Below are 19957 nucleotides of genomic sequence, written 5' to 3'. Positions count from 1 at the left end.
CCTTATGAGCACTCACGCGGCGCAACTTCCTATTTTACTTATGGGGCCAATGGTGCGCCGTGCTGAGCAAACAGGCGTGTGCATAGTGTTTGCAACGTCAAAACCCGCACAGTGCCAAATAAACATACTTAACACCCAAAGTGTGAGCGAACAACAAACTATTGCATTGGGCGAGCGCTTGTTTTTGCAGTATGTGGTAATTAAACCTACCAACGCGCCTTTTGTGCTCGACACCTTACTGGCGTATCAATTACTAATTGATGGCAAAGAGATTGATTTATCAGCATGGGCTTACAACAATCAATCAACCCCTGCATTTGTAATACCTGATACGTTAAACAGCATACTACATGGCTCGTGCCGTAACGCGCATCACCCGGCAAAAGACAGCCTAGTCACCGCAAGCCAATGGCAAAACACTCAGCGCAGCCAAAATACGCCCGGTGCCCAACTACTGCTTTTAAGCGGCGACCAAGTTTACGCCGACGATGTAGCAGGGCCCATGTTATTGGTGATTCATCAGCTTATTGAAAAGTTAGGTATTTATAAAGAACAACCCATGGCGCTGCCGCTACCAGAGCAGTTAAACGAGCAACTTTATAATCGGCATCATTTTTTACCTAAAACGCCGTGGCAAAAACGTTCAAAGCTCGGTGTGGGTTATTGGCTTAAAAAAGACGAGCCGCATTTTTCAAGCGTTAAAGCCTTTAACCACCTTATTCATTTTGAAGAATACGTTGCTTTATACCTGCTTAATTTAAGTGCGGCTGCGTGGCACTGTGTTGACTTACAAAACGCACAATACACAGGGCAAAACCAAGAGCACCAACGTATTTTTAATGCCGAAAAGTCAGCGCTGCTTGGTTATTCAAAAGGGCTGGATGAAGTAGAAAAATTATTTGCTAATGTGTCGACGTTAATGATTTTTGACGATCACGACGTTACCGACGATTGGAACCTCACCGCAGGGTGGGAGCAAGCCATAAACCAAAACCCAAGCAGTAAACGCATCGTTAATAACGGGCTTATAAGTTATTGGCTGTTTCAAGGTATGGGTAATGACGCGCTGGCAAAAACAGGCGCGCTTATAACGCCATTTAAACAAAGCTTAAGTGCTAATAACGTATGGCAATTTAAAGCGTTTGATAAACCCTTAAACGAATTTAACCATTGGCATTACGAGCTAACCACAATACCCAAAGTTGTGGTGCTCGACACACGCACACATCGCTGGCGTAACGAAAGCAATTTTAACGAGCCCTCAGGCCTGCTTGATTGGGAGCGCCTTACCGAGCTTGAAGAAAGCCTACTAAGCCACGATAAAGTTATTATTGTGTCGCCAGCGCCGGTATTTGGAGTTAAATCAATAGAAGCCATTCAAGCGGCTTTTAATATATGCGGCCAACCACTTATGGTTGATGTAGAAAACTGGATGGCACACGAAGGCTCGGCTAAAAAACTACTCGACACATTTAGGCGCACCGACACACCAAACGAAACCCTTATTTTATCGGGCGATGTGCATTATTCGTTTTGTTTTTCGGTGCAAAAGCGTTTTGGCGATCACCCAAACCGTATATGGCAACTCACCGCAAGCGGGATTAAAAACGAATTCCCTCGTAAGCTAATAAATGTATTAGATAAACTCGACTCTATTTTATACGGTCCCAAAAGCCCGCTTAACTTTTTCACCAAACGCTGGCACATGGAAGTAGACAAACACCAAACCGTAGGCGAAGGCCAAAAGTATTTAGTAAGCGACTCAGCAATAAGCTTAATCACCTTACAGCAAGGAGATTTATCACAATACCAACTCATCCACGGCGACGGCCACACCACCGAATTTGACCTAGAACATAAATAAAGCCCGTCATTGCCCTTAGTGTAGACGTAGAACTTGCTCACGTTAGAAGCGGCAGCTTTTTGATTTTTAGTAATAAATATCACCACAGAGCACACCGAGGCGCTTCGCGCTACACAGAGTTAAAAAGATTGGTTTTGTTGCTTCTCCTGGTCTTCTCATTCACTGCTCGGTGGTGAAAAAATTACTTAGCAATGTACGGTATAAATTTACTGTAGGCGCCTTGCTTGCTGGCGCTTTAATTATGAATATGTAAAAGCGTTGCTTTCATACGCCAGCAAGCTGCGCGTCTACGGTGTAAAGTTTGAGTTGGTTTTGTAGACGTTGAGCTTGCTCACGTTAGGAACGTAGCTTCTTGTTACTTATAAAAAATATGACCACCGAGCACACCGAGGCGCTGCGCGCTACACAGAGATAAACAAAGTTAAACCCAAAAAATATTTACCAGCCCTTAAATCACTTTTCCTTGGCTTCTTCTTCACTGCTCGTGGTGAAAAAATTACTTAGCAATGTACGGTGTAAAGTTTGACTTTATTTTGTAGACGTTGAGCTTGCTCACGTTAGAAGCGCAGCTTCTTGTTATTTATAAATATGACCACCGAGAACACAGAGTCGCTGGCGCTACACAGAGATAAACAAAGTTAAACCCAAAAATTATTTACCAGCATTAAATCACTTAGCAATGTACGGTGTAAAGTTTGACTTTATTTTGTAGACGAAGAGCTTGCTCACGTTAGAAGCGTAGCTTCTTGTTGCTTATAAAAAATATGACCACCGAGAACACAGAGTCGCTGGTGCTACACAGAGATAAACACAAGTAATTTGGTAGTCACTTCTCCTTGTCTTCTCCTTTACTTCTCGGTGGTGAATAAATTACTTAGCAATGTAAGGTATAGATTTACTGTAGGCGCCTTGTTTGCTGGCGCTTTAATTAGAAATATGTAAAAGCGTTGCTTTTATACGCCAGCAAGCTGCGCGTCTGCGGTGTAAAGTTTGAGTTGGTTTTGTAGACGTAGAGCTTGCTCACGTTAGAAGCGCAGCTTCTTGTTATTTATAAATATGACCACCGAGGCGCTGGCGCTACACAGAAAAAGCATTAGTAATGGTTAGTCACTTCTCTTTGACTTCTCCTTTACTTCTCGGTGGTGACATAATCACTTAGCAATGCAGGGTGTTTATTTAATTGCGAAGATATGGCTACTTACCAGAACAAAATATTTTGAAAACTAAAAACTACCTATTTAAAACTACGTACACGTTTAACAACTATTTTATTACTCAAAATCGCCAAACATAAAATAACCATAAACAGCATAGAGTTTGCACCAGCTTGGAGCGAATAATCTACCGACGAATGCAATAACATATCAATAATCGCAATAGCACAACCAAAAGCTACACCCTGAAACAACGCCGTTTTGCGCTTACGCATAGTAGCCACACACAACCACAAACAATACAAAATAAGCGCACCCAAAGTAGCCGTAGCAGGTATACCCAGCTCTACAGCAAATTGAATATAATCGTTATGGGCATTATCGTAATAACCTGAATACGGCTCCGACTGATACGCAGGAAACGCCGTATAAAACGTACCGCCGCCCGAGCCCAATAAAGGCTTATCTAAAATAAGCGGAATAGAATCGCGAACCACCTCATCGCGCGTTTCAGACGCAATACTGGTTTCGCTAATACGCTGCTTAACTTTTTCAACATCAAAAATAGCGCCAATAATGATTAAATCAATAATAAAAAAGCTCACTATTAATAACTTAAACGCCTTAGGCTTATTGTTATAAACAAACAGCGCCAAAAAGCTCACCACCATTAATGCAATAAAAAAGGCCGAGTTACCCATACGGCTGCGGGTTAAAATAAGCGCCACAATAATTATAATAAGCGAAATTCGTAACACAATTTTAGAGCTTAAAAGTATTTCGGCCCAAGCACGCAAAGTTTGCTTAAGCGTTTGTTTATGCCTACCGCTGGTGCGCTTTAACTCGCTTACCAACACACCAATACCCAAACATAAACACAGCGCTAAAAAGTTAGCCAAAAAGTTAGAATACGTAAATGTACCAATAGCGCGGTCGGTATGTTTATAACCAAAAATAGGGCTTATTACATCGGGCGATAAATTTAAGTAACTTGCATACAAGGCCTGAAAAACCCCAGCAAAAATAATGGCATAAATAAGCTGTTTAATACGCTGTGCCGTATTGCAGTAAATAAAAATGAGCCAGCAAAATATAATTATAAAAATGGTTTTTAACAGCATGTGTTTTGTTTGAAAAGGGTCAACGCTTACCGTAAACATTTGCACAGCACATACAGCCGCAACAACGCCTAAAGAAGCAAACACAGGCCAAGAATATAAAGGAGGGTACAACGGGTGTTTAGTATTTACAGCACTATAAACTAAATGCGTTAAAAACGTGGCGCTAATTAACACCCCCATTGCTAATATAGCCCAAGGGCGGTAACTGCCTAACGGCAAAGGGAGCAAAAATAAAATGCCGCACAACAAAGCAAAAATAAAACGATTCACTTATATCCCTATAAATAGTTAATACTAAATTTTAAACTGAATTTTAAACGTCTGTTTTCTTAAATCTGTTTATACACTGACTTCTAAAATCTATTTCTTTAAACTGACTTCTGAAAACTAATATCTAATCACTTTTACTTAAACATTATTACACAATGCCCAAACACTTACACATAAAAAAACGCAGCCAATTGGCTGCGTTTTTAAACTAAATAGGTGGTATTAGTTACCAACTTCAGAAATGCCGTCGTCGCCGCCATTACCGCCAGCACCCGGAGGTGTTGGTAAGCTAACAAATGCTGGTACGCGTGAACGTGCATTAGGGTTAGCATTGCTGTTTGGAGCAGCGTTATTACCAGGGTTTTGGCCTGGTGCATTTGGATTACCAGCAGCCGTTGCTTCAGAAGCAGTCGTCGCATCAACACCAGCAGTAACAGCAGCAAGTGTTAGCGTATCGCTATCAATACCAGCAGCGCTCATTGCACCTAATACATCAGCAATTAACGGGTTATCTGCGCCTACTGCAGCAATAGCATCGTTAATTAGTGCGTCTACGTCTTCAGCAGAACAGTCGCTACATGCAGCTTGAATAGCAGCAAGTAAATCAGCTTGAAGTTGCTCCGGCGTAGCATCTGCCGACGCGTTATTTAATACGCTTACAAGTCCTGAGCTATCTGCTTGTGCATTTGCAGGTAATGTTACTACCGCACTTGCACTAGCAATTAAGCCAGCTAAAAGTAGTTTTTTCATATCTCGTCCCATGGTTGAGTGTCTAATTACAAAATTTTAGCGTATTAGGGCAAAAAGTAAACTCTTTATTTACGCCATTATTATTAGTTTTTACTATTTGCGAGGGTGCCATTATTAAATTACCTTGCACGCCATCGCACCCTAGTTTTTCAAGTACTTTTAAAGTCTCAGGTTTTTCTATTAAACAGGCTAATACTTTAATACCAAAACCGTGGCAAATATTATTAACGGTTTGAATAAAAAATTGGCTTTGGGTGTTATCTAGCAGGTCTTGTATGTAGCTACCATCAATTTTTACAAACTCTATGTCTAACCCTTGTAAGTACCTAAACGACGTTAAACTCGTACCAAAGTGTTCTACACAAACATTAATACCAATATCTTTAATGGCATCTATATGCAAACTGGCCACATGCACATTATAAAGCAAGCTTATTTCGTGCAGTTCAAACAGTAAGTTATTTTTTAAAATAGGTTTAGTAGTGGCGTAAAGCGTAAGCCACTCTATAAAATCGGTAGAATATAACGACGCTTTACTTAAATTTAGCGCAAACACATCTTTTGGGTATTGCTCTTTAACGTTTACAAAGTTGCGTATTATTTTTTTGTCGAGCTCTTCGGTTAGGTTTAGTTTTTCGGCCATAGCAAATAAATGGCCGTTATTTACTTTTTCACCTTCGTGAATAAAGTGCGCAAACACCTCAAAGTAACACTGTGTATTTTCAGAGCGAGCCTGCTTAACCGCCTGCACCGAAAAGCTCACCTCGCCAGAATCAATAATCGACTTAATAAGCGTACGCCACTGTTTAACACTAAATAGGGTGTCTTTGTCTACTTTATTGTTTGCGGCTGTTTCGCCAATGGTGCAACCGGTATCGAGCGCCGAAAGCACACTCCCTAAGCTAGAGCCTTTTTCTACATTAACTAACGACAAGTTAGCAAAGCCGTTTACATGCAGGCTGTTTTTCTTTTGGCTAAAGGCATCGTTAATGTCTAACCGCGTTTTATTTAAAAAAGGCACATCAAACGGGGCAAGCGCTATAAAGGTACTGCCGTTTAATTTAAATAACTTGGTATTAGTTAGCTCACTTAAAATGTGTTGCAGCGTAGTGCTTACATCGTAAACGTGTTGGTCGCCATCTTGGTAGCTTACAGTTTGGTTAATGTTAGCAAGCGAAGGCAGGGTGATCATCATTGCGGTTATTGGCGCATCGGGGGTTATTGAGTCAACCACCGAGCTAAAATGGTTTTCAAACGAACGGCGGTTACCCAGCCCAGTAAGGGGATCTATGTATACTTCTTCGGTAAGGGTTTGTGTTTGTTTAGTTAACGAGTCAAACGTGCTTTGTAAGTTAACTACCATATTATTTATGGCTTTAGTTACCGTACGTAGCTCGCGGGCTACCGGTATTTGTTGGTTTAACGTAAAGCGTTTACGGGTAACTAATTGCGCTTGGTGTTCTACCGCTTTTAAGGGCTTAAACACCGTGCCTAAAATTAAAAACGCCACCGCAAGCGAGCCTGCTAATAATAAAAACGATCCGTAAAAGCTACGTTTTGTATGCTCCCAAAGCGTTAAGTACGACTGCCCCGCATGGCTGGTTACTTCTAGCGTGCCGGCCATTACCCAGCCATTATTAAGTTCGCTGCTCATGGTAGGGGCACTAAGCTGTACCGCGTTTATAAACCAATTGGGCACCGACTCAACCCGTTTAGGGTTAGTAAGCTCAAACACCACATTTTGTTGTGTATCGGTATATTTTATTTGCTTGTAATAGCCACTATCAAAAATAGCCGTGGCCATGGTTTGGGCAATCATTAAGCTTTCGTCGTCAAGGTAGGGCGAAACCGAAAGCCCTAAGCTTGTTGCCGTGTCTTGCGCGTGGCTACCCATTTGGGTTTGTAAGTATTGGCGGGTTGTTTGTACGTCGGTTGCTACGCGAACAAAAAACGAAATAACCGATATTAAAATTATAAGGCCATAAACTTGTGTTTTTAAGCTTAAACCATGTTTAAAAATTGGCGACATAACTAGTAGTTCCTTTATTGTTACGTGCGATGGGCGCAAGCTCACCGTGTTCTATTCGTTGTAGCATGGTGTTCCAGGCCGACACACCACGGCTATTTTTAACTTTATTACCTAACCCTTTTGCTTTAGCAAGCCATAAACCTTGGCCGTTAAAGCTATATATAGGTTTTAAATCGGGGCGCTTATTAGCCGGTAAAAGTTTAGTATTAAAATTACCTAACACAAGGGGTATTTGGTTGGGCTCTTCAATATAAATTAATACCATATGTGGCTGGTTTACTGTTTTTTGGCGCACATACATAAAGCGTATTTTATCCTCAGGTATGCCCAGTGCTATTAATGTAAAGTATTTGGCTATTACGTAGTCTTCGCAGTCGCCCATACCTACGCCTAAGCTTTCAAGCGGGGTTGCCCAGTAATCTGTTTGTTGCCACAGTTCATCGTCGTTTTTGTATTGTATGTGTTTATTAAAAAAGTCGTTAACTAGGTGTATTTTTTGCCACTCGCTTTTACCTTGGCTGCTATCAATAAAGCTAAGCCAGTTTTTTATGCGGGTGTAGCCCGCAGCGCCGTATTGCTGTTGTGCACGGGCAAGTATATCGCTGTTACGCAAATGCATAAGTGCATCTTGCGCATACACAAAAAACGACATAACAATTAAAATGCAAACACCTAAGCGCACATACGTTCCTTTAGTTAAAAATCCCTAATAAACAGCACGGCTAAGTATAGTATTATTACAACAAAAAAGGTAGATAAGTAAAAAGTGCTACAAAGCACTAAAATAGGGCGCTTGCTTGTTATTTTGGTGCAACAAAAAATTAACAAAAAAACAGTATTAAAGGATGTTTTTATAGTTGAGTACATTATTGTGTTGTGTATAATAATAACTTCACACGGTATGTGACGTACGTTAAAAGGATTTAAGCTTTTGCTTTGCCTTTTTGTGATTTTAAAAACAAAATAAAAAAAGGAATTAAAGTGAAAGTATTAAAAGCCGTACTCCCAGTTGCAGGTTTAGGCACGCGCATGCTGCCAGCCACTAAAGCAATACCAAAAGAAATGCTCCCCTTGGTCGACAAGCCTTTAATTCAATACGTAGTTAACGAAGCCGTAGCCGCAGGCATAAAAGAAATAGTATTAGTTACTCACGCCTCTAAAAACTCTATCGAAAACCATTTTGACACCAGCTTTGAGCTAGAAGCCACACTAGAGGCACGCGTAAAACGCAGCCTACTAGAAGAGGTTCGCTCAATAGTACCAAAAGACGTAACGGTAATTTCGGTTCGCCAATCGGCGCCATTAGGCCTAGGCCATGCAGTACTTGCTGCTAAACCTATAGTAGGCAACAACCCGTTTGCCGTTATGCTACCCGACGTAATAATAGACAAATATAAATCAAACCCAAAAACCGATAACTTAAGCCAAATGATCGCCCGGTTTGACCAAACAGGCCATAACCAAGTAATGGTAGAGCCCGTACCGCAAGCGCAAGTACACCAATATGGCGTGGTAGACCTAGCTGGTAAAAACATAAACGCAGGCGAAAACGCCACTATTAAAAACATGGTCGAAAAACCAAATAACGATGAAGCGCCAAGCAACCTAGCCATAACAGGCCGCTATGTTGTATCGCCCACCATTTGGGATTTGCTTGAGTACACACCACCGGGCGCAGGCGGCGAAATACAACTTACCGATGCATTACTACAATTACGCCACCTCGAAACGCTTGAAGCCTACCACCTAACAGGTAAATCGCACGATTGTGGCTCAAAATTAGGCTATATGCTGGCAAATGTGGAATATGCAATGCAATCAAGCCATATGGGTGAAGAGTTTACCAATCAACTTAAATATTTACTTAATTACTAAATAGTTCATTGTACTTTTCATGCCAATTATTGATGTCAGTATGAGTTTTTTTAACATTTTTATAAGTTTCTTATTTTGATCAAAGAAATTATTACAAAAAATATAGCTATATTAATACCTATTTCTTCATCCGGCTTAAGTTTTATATTAAATATATTTCTAAAAAGTAGGATGGATGAATCCTCTTATGGAAATTTTGCGGTAAATTTATTCATAATAAATATTACTTTTACACTTGGTTTATATGGCTATGACCAACTAGTAAATAGAACCTCGGCTGTATCACAGGCGAATGAGATTAAAATTAGTGGATATTGTTTTCGCTTAGGTATTTTATGGGTTTTATTGTGCCCCATTTTTTCATATATATTAATTGATTATTTTGTGAAATATGATTTTTTTAATATTTACTCTTTATTGTTGTTTTTTTTGATTCCAGTATTAATTATTTACTCAACTTTTTTTAAGTTAATTGGAAATATTGTAAAAGTTTATTTAGTTTTGAATCTTTGGAAATTAATATTCCCTATAATTGTTTTTATATTATGCTTGTTGGGTCTAGACTTTTTAGGGAATATATGGGTAATTTTTTTGGTAAGTGTGGTTTCAGTATTTGCATTTCCATTTATGAGAACACGTTTAGATTTTAAAGTAGAAGAAAAATCTAAAAATAAAACAGAAGAATTAAATTTACTCCTTGCGAGTTCTTTCTCGTTAGTAGGCTTTTTCTTATTTGATAATTTAGACAGAAATACGTTTATTGCACTTTATGATGTAGAAGTTTTCGGTGATTATTTTTTTATTTATATACTACTTATGACTCCAATCTCATTGATATCTAATTATTATTCATCACTAAAAATTTCGGGTTATAAAAAGCTGTTTAATATAAAAGAATTTCATATAGATCTTAGAAATTTATTATTTTTAAATGGCTTGGTGAGCTTGTTATCAGTTGTTTTTATTATTTTTCTTCTAGAATTTGATTTTATAGAAATTAGAAGTATGTCACTGGATTTCATGTTTTGTGTTATCTCTATGTGTATGGTTAAAGGCGTATACTCTTTAGCTTCAGTTGCATACAGTATAAATTGTAAAAGCACTACATTATATGTTTTAAGTTTTATATCTATTATTATAAGTGTTTTTATTTTTCACATTGTAACTGTTTATTTTTCTAATCTAAATTATTTTAATCTAGTTACTATATTTCTTTTACTATGGTTTTTTAGGCTTTGTATCTACATATATGCTATCAGAAAAGATCATCATAACTCCTTGGGCTAACTGGGTTCTAATATGGAAAGAAAAAATTTAGTAAGTATTTATATACCTACATATAATCGCTGTGCGTTATTAAAAAGGGCTATCGACTCAGTCCTGTCTCAAACTTACAAGCCTATTGAGTTAATTGTGGTTGATAATGGCTCTACTGACGACACGGTGGCATATCTTAAAAGCATGGAAATGGGAAAGGGGATAAAAGTAATATACTTAGCTGATAATTTTGGTGCATGTTATGCTAGAAATAAAGCAATTGAACTAGCAAGCGGTACATATATCACAGGGTTAGATGATGATGACTTCTTCGCAGAAAATAGGATAGAGCAGTTTTTTGAATCATACAAATATCATAATACTCCTATATTTTCTAACGATAGCTTACTGCTTAATAATGGAAAAAGTAAGTATATAAAAAAACGTAAAACGGTTTATTACCAAGACCTTCTAAAATTTAATTATATCGGTAATCAACTTTTCACTCTGCGCAAGGACTATTTAGATGCAGGTAAATTTGATGAATCTTTGGAATCAGGACAAGATTATGATATGTGGTTTAAGATCTTAAGATTAAGAGGTTTTGCTAAAAATACAAATACCATAACACAAATAATGGATGCTTCTTATGAAGGTACAAGGATATCAATGTCTCCCAAGAAAAAGAGAGGGTACTTTAAGTTATATAAAAAATATAAAAACGAAATGAAGGCTAGGCATAAAAAGCTTCATCTGCTACGGATAAAGTACCAAACCGGCGATGGCATTAGTTTAAAAATATTTTTAAAACTTTTTTATTTTGGAGATTTTAAGTATCTTACTATAATTTTTATTAGAAGTGTTTTACTTAAAAAAAGAATAAAGATGTAAAGCTTATGGACGTATTTATATCACTTTTACTCCTAACTATACTGTTATTATATGTTGTTAGAACGATATATATTGGTGGTTTGTACCATGGTTATTTCAGTTTTACTGTATTAATTCGGATAGTGTTCTTCTTTTTGTATGTTATTTCAGGTTTTTGCCATTTAATATTCATAGATATGCCATACAGAGGTTTTTTTGATACACATTATTATTCGAAGATTAATGATTTTTCGTTTATTAATATACAGGTATGTGCAACGCTTTTTTTACATTACTTGTCTTTGATTTATTTTCAGTCAAAACACTCAAGAAAATTAGAAAGCAATAATTCAAACCATATTGCAAATAACAAGAGATACGCAATAATTATTTTTCTTCTTGGCCTTACATTAGTATTTATCGCCATTATTGCGAGGTTAAAATTAAGTACGATGATAGATTTATCTGAAATCATCAGGGTTCGCGAAATGCCCGCTGGTTCTGCTAAGTTAATTTTTATGAATACTTGGTTTTCATTTGGAATGTTTTTCATTTTTTATAGTTTAAACATGTTTTACAATAAAATACCTCAGTATTTATTAATTGCCATTTTTATTGTTTTTTCAATAGCAATAGTAGGTAATATATCTTGGCGTGGTGGCCGTGTAGTTGCTTTATTATATTCTTTTCCGTTGTTATTTTTATTATTTCATATTAAACCAAAAATGAAGCTTCCTTTATCAATAATTAGTTCTGTTATGATGTTTTTTTATGTTTCAGCAATTACATTTATTCGAAAGCAAGGTTATGCAGTTGAGTCAACACCTTTAAGCCAAATACTTGACTGGGAAATTGGCCGTTTTTCTATGGTTGGTTATGGTATTGATTACGTTGACAGGTTTGATTTTTCATATGGATATACAATATATGATGCAATACTAAGAATTTTTGCTTCACCATTATACTTTACAGGTCTCGGTGCGGAGTTTGTTGGTGGTAAAGAAGGTACGCTAATAGGTATGGTTGGCTTAGACATATTTGGTAGCGATGAAGTTACGTATGTTGTTCCAGGTATATTGTCTGAGTTTTATATTAATTTTGGTATATTTGGTGTTGTTTTTTTATCATATTTAATATCAAAAATTTCAACATATTTAGACTGGAAGCTTGAAAATAAAATTAATAAACCTTTTGAGTATTTAATTTATGCATACATTGGAGCACTTCTACTTTTAAATTTCTATAATGCAACATTTTTATCATTTTTGAATTACTTGTTTTTTAATGGATTGCCTATATGGATTGGGCTGCTTTTACTTAAATTACACAGCATATATAAGAGAAAAATTTTTATATGAAAAAGATCTTAGTCGTTGGGCAGTTCCCACCTCCAATTACTGGAGAGTCTATTTGTAATGAGTTAATTATTGATAGTTTAAGTGATAAATTTAAAATAAAAAAGATTAACTCCTGTATCATAAATGATGTTAATAATGTTGGAGTTATAGGTTTTTATAAAGTATTTAAAGGTTTTAATGTTATCTTAAAAGCAATTATTAATTTACCGGGGGCTGATTTTTTGTACTGCACGCCTGGTCAAAGTTTGTTTGGTTTAATTAGGTTTTCACCAGTTGTATTATTGTCACTTGTTTTTAGGAAAAAAGTTTTCCTTCACTGGCATGGTTATGGTGTATATGATGTACTAAAAAGTAATCGCATATTAAAGAAACTGTATTTTAATAATCGAACTACCAATATATTGCTAACTTATGACTTTAAACTAAAGCTTGAAAGCCTTGGATTAAATTTAAAAAATACGTATATACTTCAAAATTTTTGTGAAGAATCACACGATAGTAAGTTTTATGAAATAAGCACAGATAAGATCAACATACTTTTTTTAGGTGGTTTAATGGAAGAAAAAGGTATTGATGAGTTTATTACTGTTGCTCAAAAATTGTTTGCAGTCGCAAATTTTCATGTGTGTGGCTCTGGCAATAGTATCATTATAAATAAACTTAAGCAGATGCAAAATAATGGGTACTTAACATTTCACGGCTCTGTAACTGGAAAGGTTAAGCGTTTGATATGGGAAAAAACGCAGGTATTCGTATTGCAGACTTATTATCCTACTGAAGGGGTACCATTAACTATTTTAGAGGCTATGGCTAACAAGTGTTCAGTGATAACAACTTATCATAATGGTATTCCTGAAACTGTGGATGATGCAGCAATATTCGTAGAAAAAAAATCAGCAGACAGTCTTCAAAAAGAAGTGATAAGGTTAATTTCAAATAAAGACTTACTTATTGAAATGCAAAAAAAAGCTTTTGAGCGTTCTAAGTTATTTTCGAAGTCAGAATTTAAGAAGAACATATTATCACTCTTTATGAAAACCTAATGGGATTACAATGAACCTTATACTCCAGAGCCTTAACTACTCACCTGAGCTTACAGGTATTGGTAAATACAATGGTGAAATGTGTCCAGAACTGGTTAAGCGTGATTTAAACGTAACAGCTGTTGTTGCACCACCTTACTACCCTGAATGGCAAGTGCATAACGGCTTTAATGCATTTACTTTTAGCAGCAGCGAAGTTGAAGGTGTAAATGTAATACGATGCCCACTTTATGTGCCTAAAAATGTAACTACCATAAAGCGGGTAATTCACTTAGGGTCGTTTGCTATTTCGTCATTTTTTGCCCTAATTAGCCAGTTATTTAAAAAGCCTGATGTAATTATGCTGGTACAACCTACCTTATTTTGTGCTCCTTTCACGCTACTGTACGCAAAACTTACTGGCGCTAAAACGGTAATGCATATACAAGACTATGAGGTAGACGCATTATTTGGCTTAGGCTTAATGACCGAAGGTAAAGTGTCGCGCTTTGTTAAACGCATTGAAAGTTGGCTAATGAAACGCTTTGATGCGGTATCGACCATATCGTACTCAATGATTGAAAACGCTAAACGTAAGGGCGTAGACGAGAGTAAAATTATTCACTTTCCAAATTGGTCCGATACCGACTTTGTAACCCCGCAAACATGTGGTGAAGCACTTAAAAAAGAGTGGGGTTTTAAACCTACCGATAAAATAGTGTTGTATGCAGGTAATATTGGTAATAAGCAAGGCCTTGAAGTTGTGCTTGACGCTGCTAAGCATTACCAAACACAACCTAATGTGAAATTTGTATTAGTAGGTGCTGGCGCGTATGTAGACACGCTAAAAGCGAATGCGAACCAACTCAACCTTAACAATGTTGTATTTTTGCCATTACAACCATGGGAAAAAGTACCGCAAATGCTGGCATTGGCCGATGTACATTTAGTCGTACAAAAAAAGGGTGCTGCCGATGCCGTATTGCCATCAAAGTTAACTAACATTTTATCGGCCGGTGGGCATGCATTAATTACCGCAGAGCCACATACTGAGCTTGGCCAAATAGCTAATAAGCATACCGGCATTTATGACTGTGTAGAGCCCGAAAACACAGCTGCTTTTATTGAAGGGCTTGAGCTAATTTTAAGCCGAGATTTAACTACGCATAATTTAGTTGCTCGCCAATTTGCAGAAACTTATTTAGCAAAAAATAAAATACTTGATCAGTTTGTTACAGACCTAAACAAACTAACAAATAACAATTTATAACATTTAACAGCTTAGAAAATTTAAAAGGAAATGACATGTCAAAAAAAGTTGCGTTAATAACCGGTGTTACAGGCCAAGATGGCTCTTACTTAGCTGAGTTGTTACTTGAAAAAGGTTACGAAGTACATGGTATTAAACGCCGTGCATCGAGCTTTAATACAGAGCGAGTTGATCATATTTACCAAGATCGCCATGAAACTAACCCACAGTTTTTTCTGCATTACGGCGATTTAACCGATACGTCTAACCTTACGCGTATTTTAAAAGAAGTTCAGCCAGACGAAGTATATAACCTGGGCGCACAAAGCCATGTAGCGGTTAGTTTTGAGGCACCAGAATACACAGCCGATGTAGATGCAATGGGAACACTGCGTTTACTTGAGGCCATTCGCTTTTTAGGGCTTGAGAAAAAAACTAAGTTTTACCAAGCGTCTACCTCTGAGCTATACGGTGAAGTACAAGAAATACCACAAAAAGAAACAACCCCGTTTCACCCGCGCTCACCGTACGCAGTTGCAAAAATGTACGCTTACTGGATTGTAGTAAACTACCGTGAGTCATACGGTATGTATGCCTGTAATGGTATTTTGTTTAACCATGAGTCGCCACGCCGTGGTGAAACCTTTGTTACCCGTAAAATTACCCGTGCTTTAGCTAATATTTCACAAGGGTTAGAAAAATGCCTGTACCTAGGTAACATGGATGCATTACGTGACTGGGGCCACGCTAAAGATTACGTACGCATGCAATGGATGATGTTACAACAAGATGTTGCTGAAGACTTTGTTATTGCTACAGGTAAACAAATTTCGGTACGCGACTTTGTGCGCTTGTCAGCTAGAGAACTAGGTGTAACACTTGAGTTTAGTGGCGAAGGCGTAAACGAAATTGCAACGGTAGCCGCAATTGAGGGCGATAACGCGGCGGCACTTAAAGTAGGCGATGTAATAGTAAAAGTTGACCCGCGTTACTTCCGCCCAGCTGAAGTTGAAACACTACTAGGCGACCCTTCTAAAGCAAAGGCTAAACTAGGTTGGCAGCCAGAAATTACCGTAGAAGAAATGTGTGCCGAAATGGTGCAAAACGATTTAGGCAAAGCCAAACAACACGCTATTTTAAAAACGCATGGTTACAACATTAGCGTAAGTGTTGAGTAACATTTAAGTATTAATGCTGCACTTAAGTGTGCAGTACACTTTACATGGATTTATTATGAAAACTATTTTTGTAGCGGGCCATAAAGGCATGGTGGGCTCGGCTATTGTTCGCCAGTTAGCGCTAAACCCCAACATAAATGTAATTACTCAAGACCGTAGCGAATTAAATTTACTTGATCAAACAGCGGTTAAACATTTTTTTGAAACCCATAAAATTGACCAAGTATATTTAGCGGCGGCTAAAGTAGGCGGTATTGTTGCTAACAATACCTACCCAGCCGAATTTATTTACCAAAACCTAACTATACAAAACAATATAATACACAGCGCACATTTAGCCGGCGTTAACGACTTATTGTTTTTAGGTTCGTCGTGCATTTACCCTAAACTTGCCACTCAGCCCATGACCGAACAGGCTTTATTAACAGGTACGTTAGAGCCAACCAACGAGCCTTATGCTATTGCTAAAATTGCCGGTATTAAAATGTGCGAGTCGTACAATAGGCAATATGGCCGTAATTACCGTTCGGTAATGCCAACTAATTTATATGGTGAAAACGATAATTTTCACCCTGAAAACTCTCATGTTATACCTGCATTGTTACGCCGTTTTCACGAAGCAAAGCTTAATGGCGACAGCAAAGTAGTTGCGTGGGGCTCGGGTAAGCCTATGCGTGAGTTTTTACACGTAGACGACATGGCAGCAGCCTCTATTTACGTTATGAACCTAAATAACGAAACCTACCAAGCCAACACGCAAGACATGCTAAGCCATATAAACGTGGGTACAGGCGTAGATTGCACTATACGTGAATTAGTTGAAACCGTGGCACAAGTAGTGGGCTTTACAGGCACTATTGAGTTTGATGCAACCAAGCCCGATGGCGCACCGCGTAAGTTAATGAATGTATCACGCTTGAAAGACTTAGGTTGGCAATACAGTATTGACCTAAAACAAGGCCTTACTAGTACTTACGATTGGTTTTTAGCTAACCAAAATAACTTTAGAAAGTAGATATTATGAATAGTAAAAAAGAATATCTACATTCTCTCAATTGGTTTCGAGGTTTAGCAATATTATTTGTTGTTATGACTCATACACCATTAAATGGGCTACTAGAATATAGAGCTGGGGTTTATTTAGCTGCATACTTTCAAAATGGCACTGCTTTTTTTGTATTTATAGCTGGGTATTTATTTTGGCATCAAATACACAAATACAACTATTTTACTTTTATAAAAAATAAAATTAACAACGTGGTCTCGCCTTATCTTCTTATTTTAACAATTACGCTATTAAGTGTTTATATATTGTCAAAATTTGGAGTTAATTCGATTGACTATTCAAGATTTGACTACCAAGTAAGTTTTGAAAATCTGCTATCAAATAATGGCTTTATTTGGCACTACTTAAAAGGTGGGGCTATTAACTATCCACTTTGGTTTATACCAATGATAACTATATTTTTTATAACATCGCCATTAACTGTATTTATTTCTAGAACACGATATTTCGGCTTTGTTTTAGTGATTACCTTAATTTATACCAGTTTGAGTGAAAGGGGGGATTGGGCTACCTCTCAGTATGCTCATTATTTGGGGGTGTTTCTTTTAGGTATATTTTGTAAGAAAAATCAGAAAGTAATCTTTGATAAAGCGTTATTATTTTTATTTATTTCTTTACCATTATCGCTATTGTTTCTTTATTGGAAGGTTAACTATGACGAGAGCATGTTCAACTATTCAGCTTTAGAAAAGTTAGCGAGTGTTTTATTTTATATCTCATTATTTATGTTTTTAGAAAAAATGGGTTATAAATTTAAGGCCCTTGATGTTCTTGCGAAATATTCATTTGGGATATTTTTTATCCATTATTATTTTTTGATTCTTTTCACATTATTATTTTCTAAACTTGGATTAGAGGACTCCTTGCATGAATTTGTATTCACATTCACATTAAGTGTGCTTTTAGCAACGGTAGCTTCTTATCTAGTTAAGTTAGCCTCCGGTAAGTATTCAAAAAATGTATTAGGGGTATGAAATTCTGATGTTGGAGAAAAAGTTATTCAAGTCTGTAATCCAAAACACGCCTTTAGTTTCTATCGATTTAGTTGTATTTAATACTGACGGGCAAGCCTTGTTAGGAGAGCGACTTAACCGCCCCGCAAAAGGGTTTTGGTTTGTGCCTGGCGGGCGAATTTTAAAAAACGAAAGCTTAGCTAATGCATTTAAACGCCTAACGCTTGACGAGCTAGGTACTGAGTTTGCTATTGAACAAGCAACGTTGCAGGGCCCGTATGACCATTTTTACGACGACAATGTATTTGGAAACGAGTTTACTACCCATTACGTGGCTATTTCGTTTGTTATAAAACTGACACAACCCCTTAGTAACCTACCAATGGATGTACAGCATAATGGTTACAAATGGTTTGAAATTAACGATTTACTTAACGACACCGCAGTACATAAACATACTAAATGGTATTTTGAGTCATTAAGCAACAATAGCAGTGATTGCAAACTGTAAAATATACAAAGGAATAATTATGATTTTACCTGTTATTATGGCCGGTGGTTCTGGTACACGTTTATGGCCGCTTTCGCGTGGTAATTACCCAAAACAGTTTTTAGCGCTTGATGGCTCTAACCACACTATGCTGCAACAAACCATTAGCCGTTTAAGCGGTATTGACCATGCACCCGCCATGCTTATTTGTAACGAAGAACACCGCTTTATAGCCGCCGAGCAAGTTAGGCAATTAAATGTTGAGCATTCGGGTATTTTTTTAGAGCCAGTAGGGCGCAATACCGCACCGGCTATTGCATTAGCTGCCTTTAAAGCCGTTGAAAACAAGCAAGACCCGCTATTACTTGTGCTAGCTGCCGACCATGTTATTGAAAACACAGCGGCATTTCAGCAAAGCGTAAGCCAAGCAGCCGCACTAGCTGAGCAGGGTAAATTAGTTACTTTTGGTATTGTGGGCAACAAGCCCGAAACAGGTTATGGCTACATTAAACGTGGCGAACAATACCAAGCAGGTTTTGTGGTCGACCGTTTTGTTGAAAAGCCCGATTTAGCGACCGCGAATACCTATATTGAAAGTGGCGACTACTACTGGAACAGCGGTATGTTTTTATTTAAAGCAAGCCGTTATTTACAAGAGCTAAAAGCATTCAGGCCCGATATTTACACTGCGTGCGAACAAGCCATGCAAGTACAAAACGACGACATGGACTTTGTACGAGTAGACAAAGCCGCATTTGAGCAATGCCCCGACGAGTCGATTGATTACGCAGTAATGGAACACACAAAAGATGCTGTTGTAGTGCCTATGGACGCCGGTTGGAACGACGTAGGCGGTTTTGAAGCATTATGGGAAGTATCTCAACAAGACGAAAACGGCAATGCGTTTAAAGGCGATGTAAAAGCGGTTGATACCAAAAATACCCTCGTATTTGGTGAAGACAAACTGGTTGCCACCGTAGGTGTTGAAAACCTAGTCATTGTAAACACTAAAGACGCCGTTTTAGTTGCCCATAAAAACGAATCGCAAAAAGTAAAAACCATTGTACAACAACTTAAAAATGAGCAACGCCCAGAGGTTAAGTTTCATCGTGAAGTATACCGCCCTTGGGGTAAGTATGACTCGGTTGATTGCGGTGAGCGTTTTCAGGTTAAGCGCATTACGGTTAAACCCGGTGCTAAATTGTCGGTGCAAATGCATCACCACCGTGCTGAACACTGGATTGTGGTTTCGGGTACTGCCAAAGTACATTTAGATGGGCAAGAGCAATATTTAACCGAGAACGAATCGGTTTATATACCTATTACTGCAGTTCATGCGCTCGAAAACCCAGGCAAAGTAGATCTTGAGCTAATAGAGGTTCAGTCGGGCTCTTACTTAGGTGAAGACGACATTGTTCGTTTTGAAGATCGTTACGGTCGATCTTAATAAA

At 37.8% G+C, this 19957-nt stretch carries 16 protein-coding genes; 12 read left to right on the top strand and 4 right to left on the bottom strand.

The features are described 5' to 3' along the window. Window positions 1-4: 4 nt before the first annotated feature. Window positions 5-1864, top strand: coding sequence for an alkaline phosphatase D family protein (locus CWB62_RS13120; RefSeq protein WP_138530522.1), 1860 nt, complete (start codon window positions 5-7; stop codon window positions 1862-1864). Window positions 1865-3098: 1234 nt separating this feature from the next. On the opposite strand, the gene CWB62_RS13115 is transcribed toward CWB62_RS13120, so the two are convergent. The 4 genes from CWB62_RS13115 to CWB62_RS13100 all read right to left on the bottom strand — a co-directional run bounded on the left by CWB62_RS13115 (window position 3099) and on the right by CWB62_RS13100 (window position 7870). After that, window positions 3099-4409: an O-antigen ligase family protein gene (locus tag CWB62_RS13115; RefSeq protein WP_138530520.1), complete on the bottom strand. Its 1311-nt coding sequence runs from the start codon at window positions 4407-4409 to the stop codon at window positions 3099-3101. A 222-nt stretch (window positions 4410-4631) separates the two neighbouring features. Then, window positions 4632-5159: a hypothetical protein gene (locus CWB62_RS13110; RefSeq protein ID WP_138530518.1), complete on the bottom strand. Its 528-nt coding sequence runs from the start codon at window positions 5157-5159 to the stop codon at window positions 4632-4634. 22 nt (window positions 5160-5181) lie between these two features. Further along, a complete protein-coding gene (locus tag CWB62_RS13105) occupies window positions 5182-7188 on the bottom strand; it encodes a bifunctional diguanylate cyclase/phosphodiesterase (RefSeq protein ID WP_138530516.1) in 2007 nt (668 codons plus the stop codon). Then, on the bottom strand, window positions 7172-7870 hold the full coding sequence (locus tag CWB62_RS13100; protein ID WP_138530514.1) for a transglutaminase-like cysteine peptidase: 699 nt from the start codon (window positions 7868-7870) through the stop codon (window positions 7172-7174). Before CWB62_RS13100 ends, CWB62_RS13105 begins: the two co-directional genes overlap by 17 nt. A 299-nt stretch (window positions 7871-8169) precedes the next feature. On the opposite strand from CWB62_RS13100, the gene galU reads away from it, so the two are divergent. The 11 genes from galU to CWB62_RS13045 all read left to right on the top strand — a co-directional run bounded on the left by galU (window position 8170) and on the right by CWB62_RS13045 (window position 19953). After that, the gene (gene galU / locus CWB62_RS13095) at window positions 8170-9063 is read left to right on the top strand and encodes a UTP--glucose-1-phosphate uridylyltransferase GalU (RefSeq protein WP_138530512.1); all 894 of its coding nucleotides are present in this window, start codon (window positions 8170-8172) and stop codon (window positions 9061-9063) included. A gap of 75 nt (window positions 9064-9138) precedes the next feature. Continuing rightward, a complete protein-coding gene (locus CWB62_RS13090) occupies window positions 9139-10350 on the top strand; it encodes a hypothetical protein (protein ID WP_138530510.1) in 1212 nt (403 codons plus the stop codon). Between the two features lie 12 nt (window positions 10351-10362). Beyond that, entirely contained in the window at window positions 10363-11211 is an 849-nt protein-coding gene (locus tag CWB62_RS13085; RefSeq protein WP_138530508.1) for a glycosyltransferase, read from the top strand. Window positions 11212-11642: 431 nt separating this feature from the next. Then, entirely contained in the window at window positions 11643-12548 is a 906-nt protein-coding gene (locus CWB62_RS13080) for an O-antigen polymerase (RefSeq protein ID WP_502704951.1), read from the top strand. Beyond that, window positions 12545-13591, top strand: a complete 1047-nt coding sequence (locus CWB62_RS13075) for a glycosyltransferase family 4 protein (RefSeq protein ID WP_138530504.1) — start codon at window positions 12545-12547, stop codon at window positions 13589-13591. Before CWB62_RS13080 ends, CWB62_RS13075 begins: the two co-directional genes overlap by 4 nt. Before the next feature lie 10 nt (window positions 13592-13601). Next, entirely contained in the window at window positions 13602-14840 is a 1239-nt protein-coding gene (locus CWB62_RS13070) for a WcaI family glycosyltransferase (RefSeq protein ID WP_138530502.1), read from the top strand. 35 nt (window positions 14841-14875) lie between these two features. Continuing rightward, the gene (gene gmd / locus CWB62_RS13065) at window positions 14876-15997 is read left to right on the top strand and encodes a GDP-mannose 4,6-dehydratase (protein WP_138530500.1); all 1122 of its coding nucleotides are present in this window, start codon (window positions 14876-14878) and stop codon (window positions 15995-15997) included. Between the two features lie 55 nt (window positions 15998-16052). Beyond that, a complete protein-coding gene (gene fcl, locus CWB62_RS13060) occupies window positions 16053-17012 on the top strand; it encodes a GDP-L-fucose synthase (protein ID WP_138530498.1) in 960 nt (319 codons plus the stop codon). Window positions 17013-17017: 5 nt separating this feature from the next. Next, entirely contained in the window at window positions 17018-18037 is a 1020-nt protein-coding gene (locus CWB62_RS13055; protein WP_138530496.1) for an acyltransferase family protein, read from the top strand. A 4-nt stretch (window positions 18038-18041) separates the two neighbouring features. Then, a complete protein-coding gene (locus tag CWB62_RS13050) occupies window positions 18042-18527 on the top strand; it encodes a GDP-mannose mannosyl hydrolase (RefSeq protein ID WP_138530494.1) in 486 nt (161 codons plus the stop codon). Between the two features lie 19 nt (window positions 18528-18546). Beyond that, window positions 18547-19953, top strand: a complete 1407-nt coding sequence (locus CWB62_RS13045) for a mannose-1-phosphate guanylyltransferase/mannose-6-phosphate isomerase (RefSeq protein WP_138530492.1) — start codon at window positions 18547-18549, stop codon at window positions 19951-19953. Window positions 19954-19957 lie beyond the last annotated feature (4 nt).

The organism is Pseudoalteromonas sp. S408, assembly GCF_005886645.1.
Taxonomy (GTDB): domain Bacteria; phylum Pseudomonadota; class Gammaproteobacteria; order Enterobacterales; family Alteromonadaceae; genus Pseudoalteromonas.
This window is presented reverse-complemented; position numbering and strand designations above follow the sequence as displayed.

Excerpts from the sequence above, each read along its gene's own strand:
- CWB62_RS13120 (WP_138530522.1), top strand. The coding sequence starts at position 5 with ATGAGCACTCACGCGGCGCAACTTCCTATTTTACTTATGGGGCCAATG.
- CWB62_RS13110 (WP_138530518.1), bottom strand. The coding sequence starts at position 5,159 with ATGAAAAAACTACTTTTAGCTGGCTTAATTGCTAGTGCAAGTGCGGTA.
- CWB62_RS13105 (WP_138530516.1), bottom strand. The coding sequence starts at position 7,188 with ATGTCGCCAATTTTTAAACATGGTTTAAGCTTAAAAACACAAGTTTAT.
- CWB62_RS13085 (WP_138530508.1), top strand. The coding sequence starts at position 10,363 with ATGGAAAGAAAAAATTTAGTAAGTATTTATATACCTACATATAATCGC.
- CWB62_RS13080 (WP_502704951.1), top strand. The coding sequence starts at position 11,643 with ATGATAGATTTATCTGAAATCATCAGGGTTCGCGAAATGCCCGCTGGT.
- CWB62_RS13075 (WP_138530504.1), top strand. The coding sequence starts at position 12,545 with ATGAAAAAGATCTTAGTCGTTGGGCAGTTCCCACCTCCAATTACTGGA.
- CWB62_RS13070 (WP_138530502.1), top strand. The coding sequence starts at position 13,602 with ATGAACCTTATACTCCAGAGCCTTAACTACTCACCTGAGCTTACAGGT.
- gmd (WP_138530500.1), top strand. The coding sequence starts at position 14,876 with ATGTCAAAAAAAGTTGCGTTAATAACCGGTGTTACAGGCCAAGATGGC.
- fcl (WP_138530498.1), top strand. The coding sequence starts at position 16,053 with ATGAAAACTATTTTTGTAGCGGGCCATAAAGGCATGGTGGGCTCGGCT.
- CWB62_RS13055 (WP_138530496.1), top strand. The coding sequence starts at position 17,018 with ATGAATAGTAAAAAAGAATATCTACATTCTCTCAATTGGTTTCGAGGT.
- CWB62_RS13045 (WP_138530492.1), top strand. The coding sequence starts at position 18,547 with ATGATTTTACCTGTTATTATGGCCGGTGGTTCTGGTACACGTTTATGG.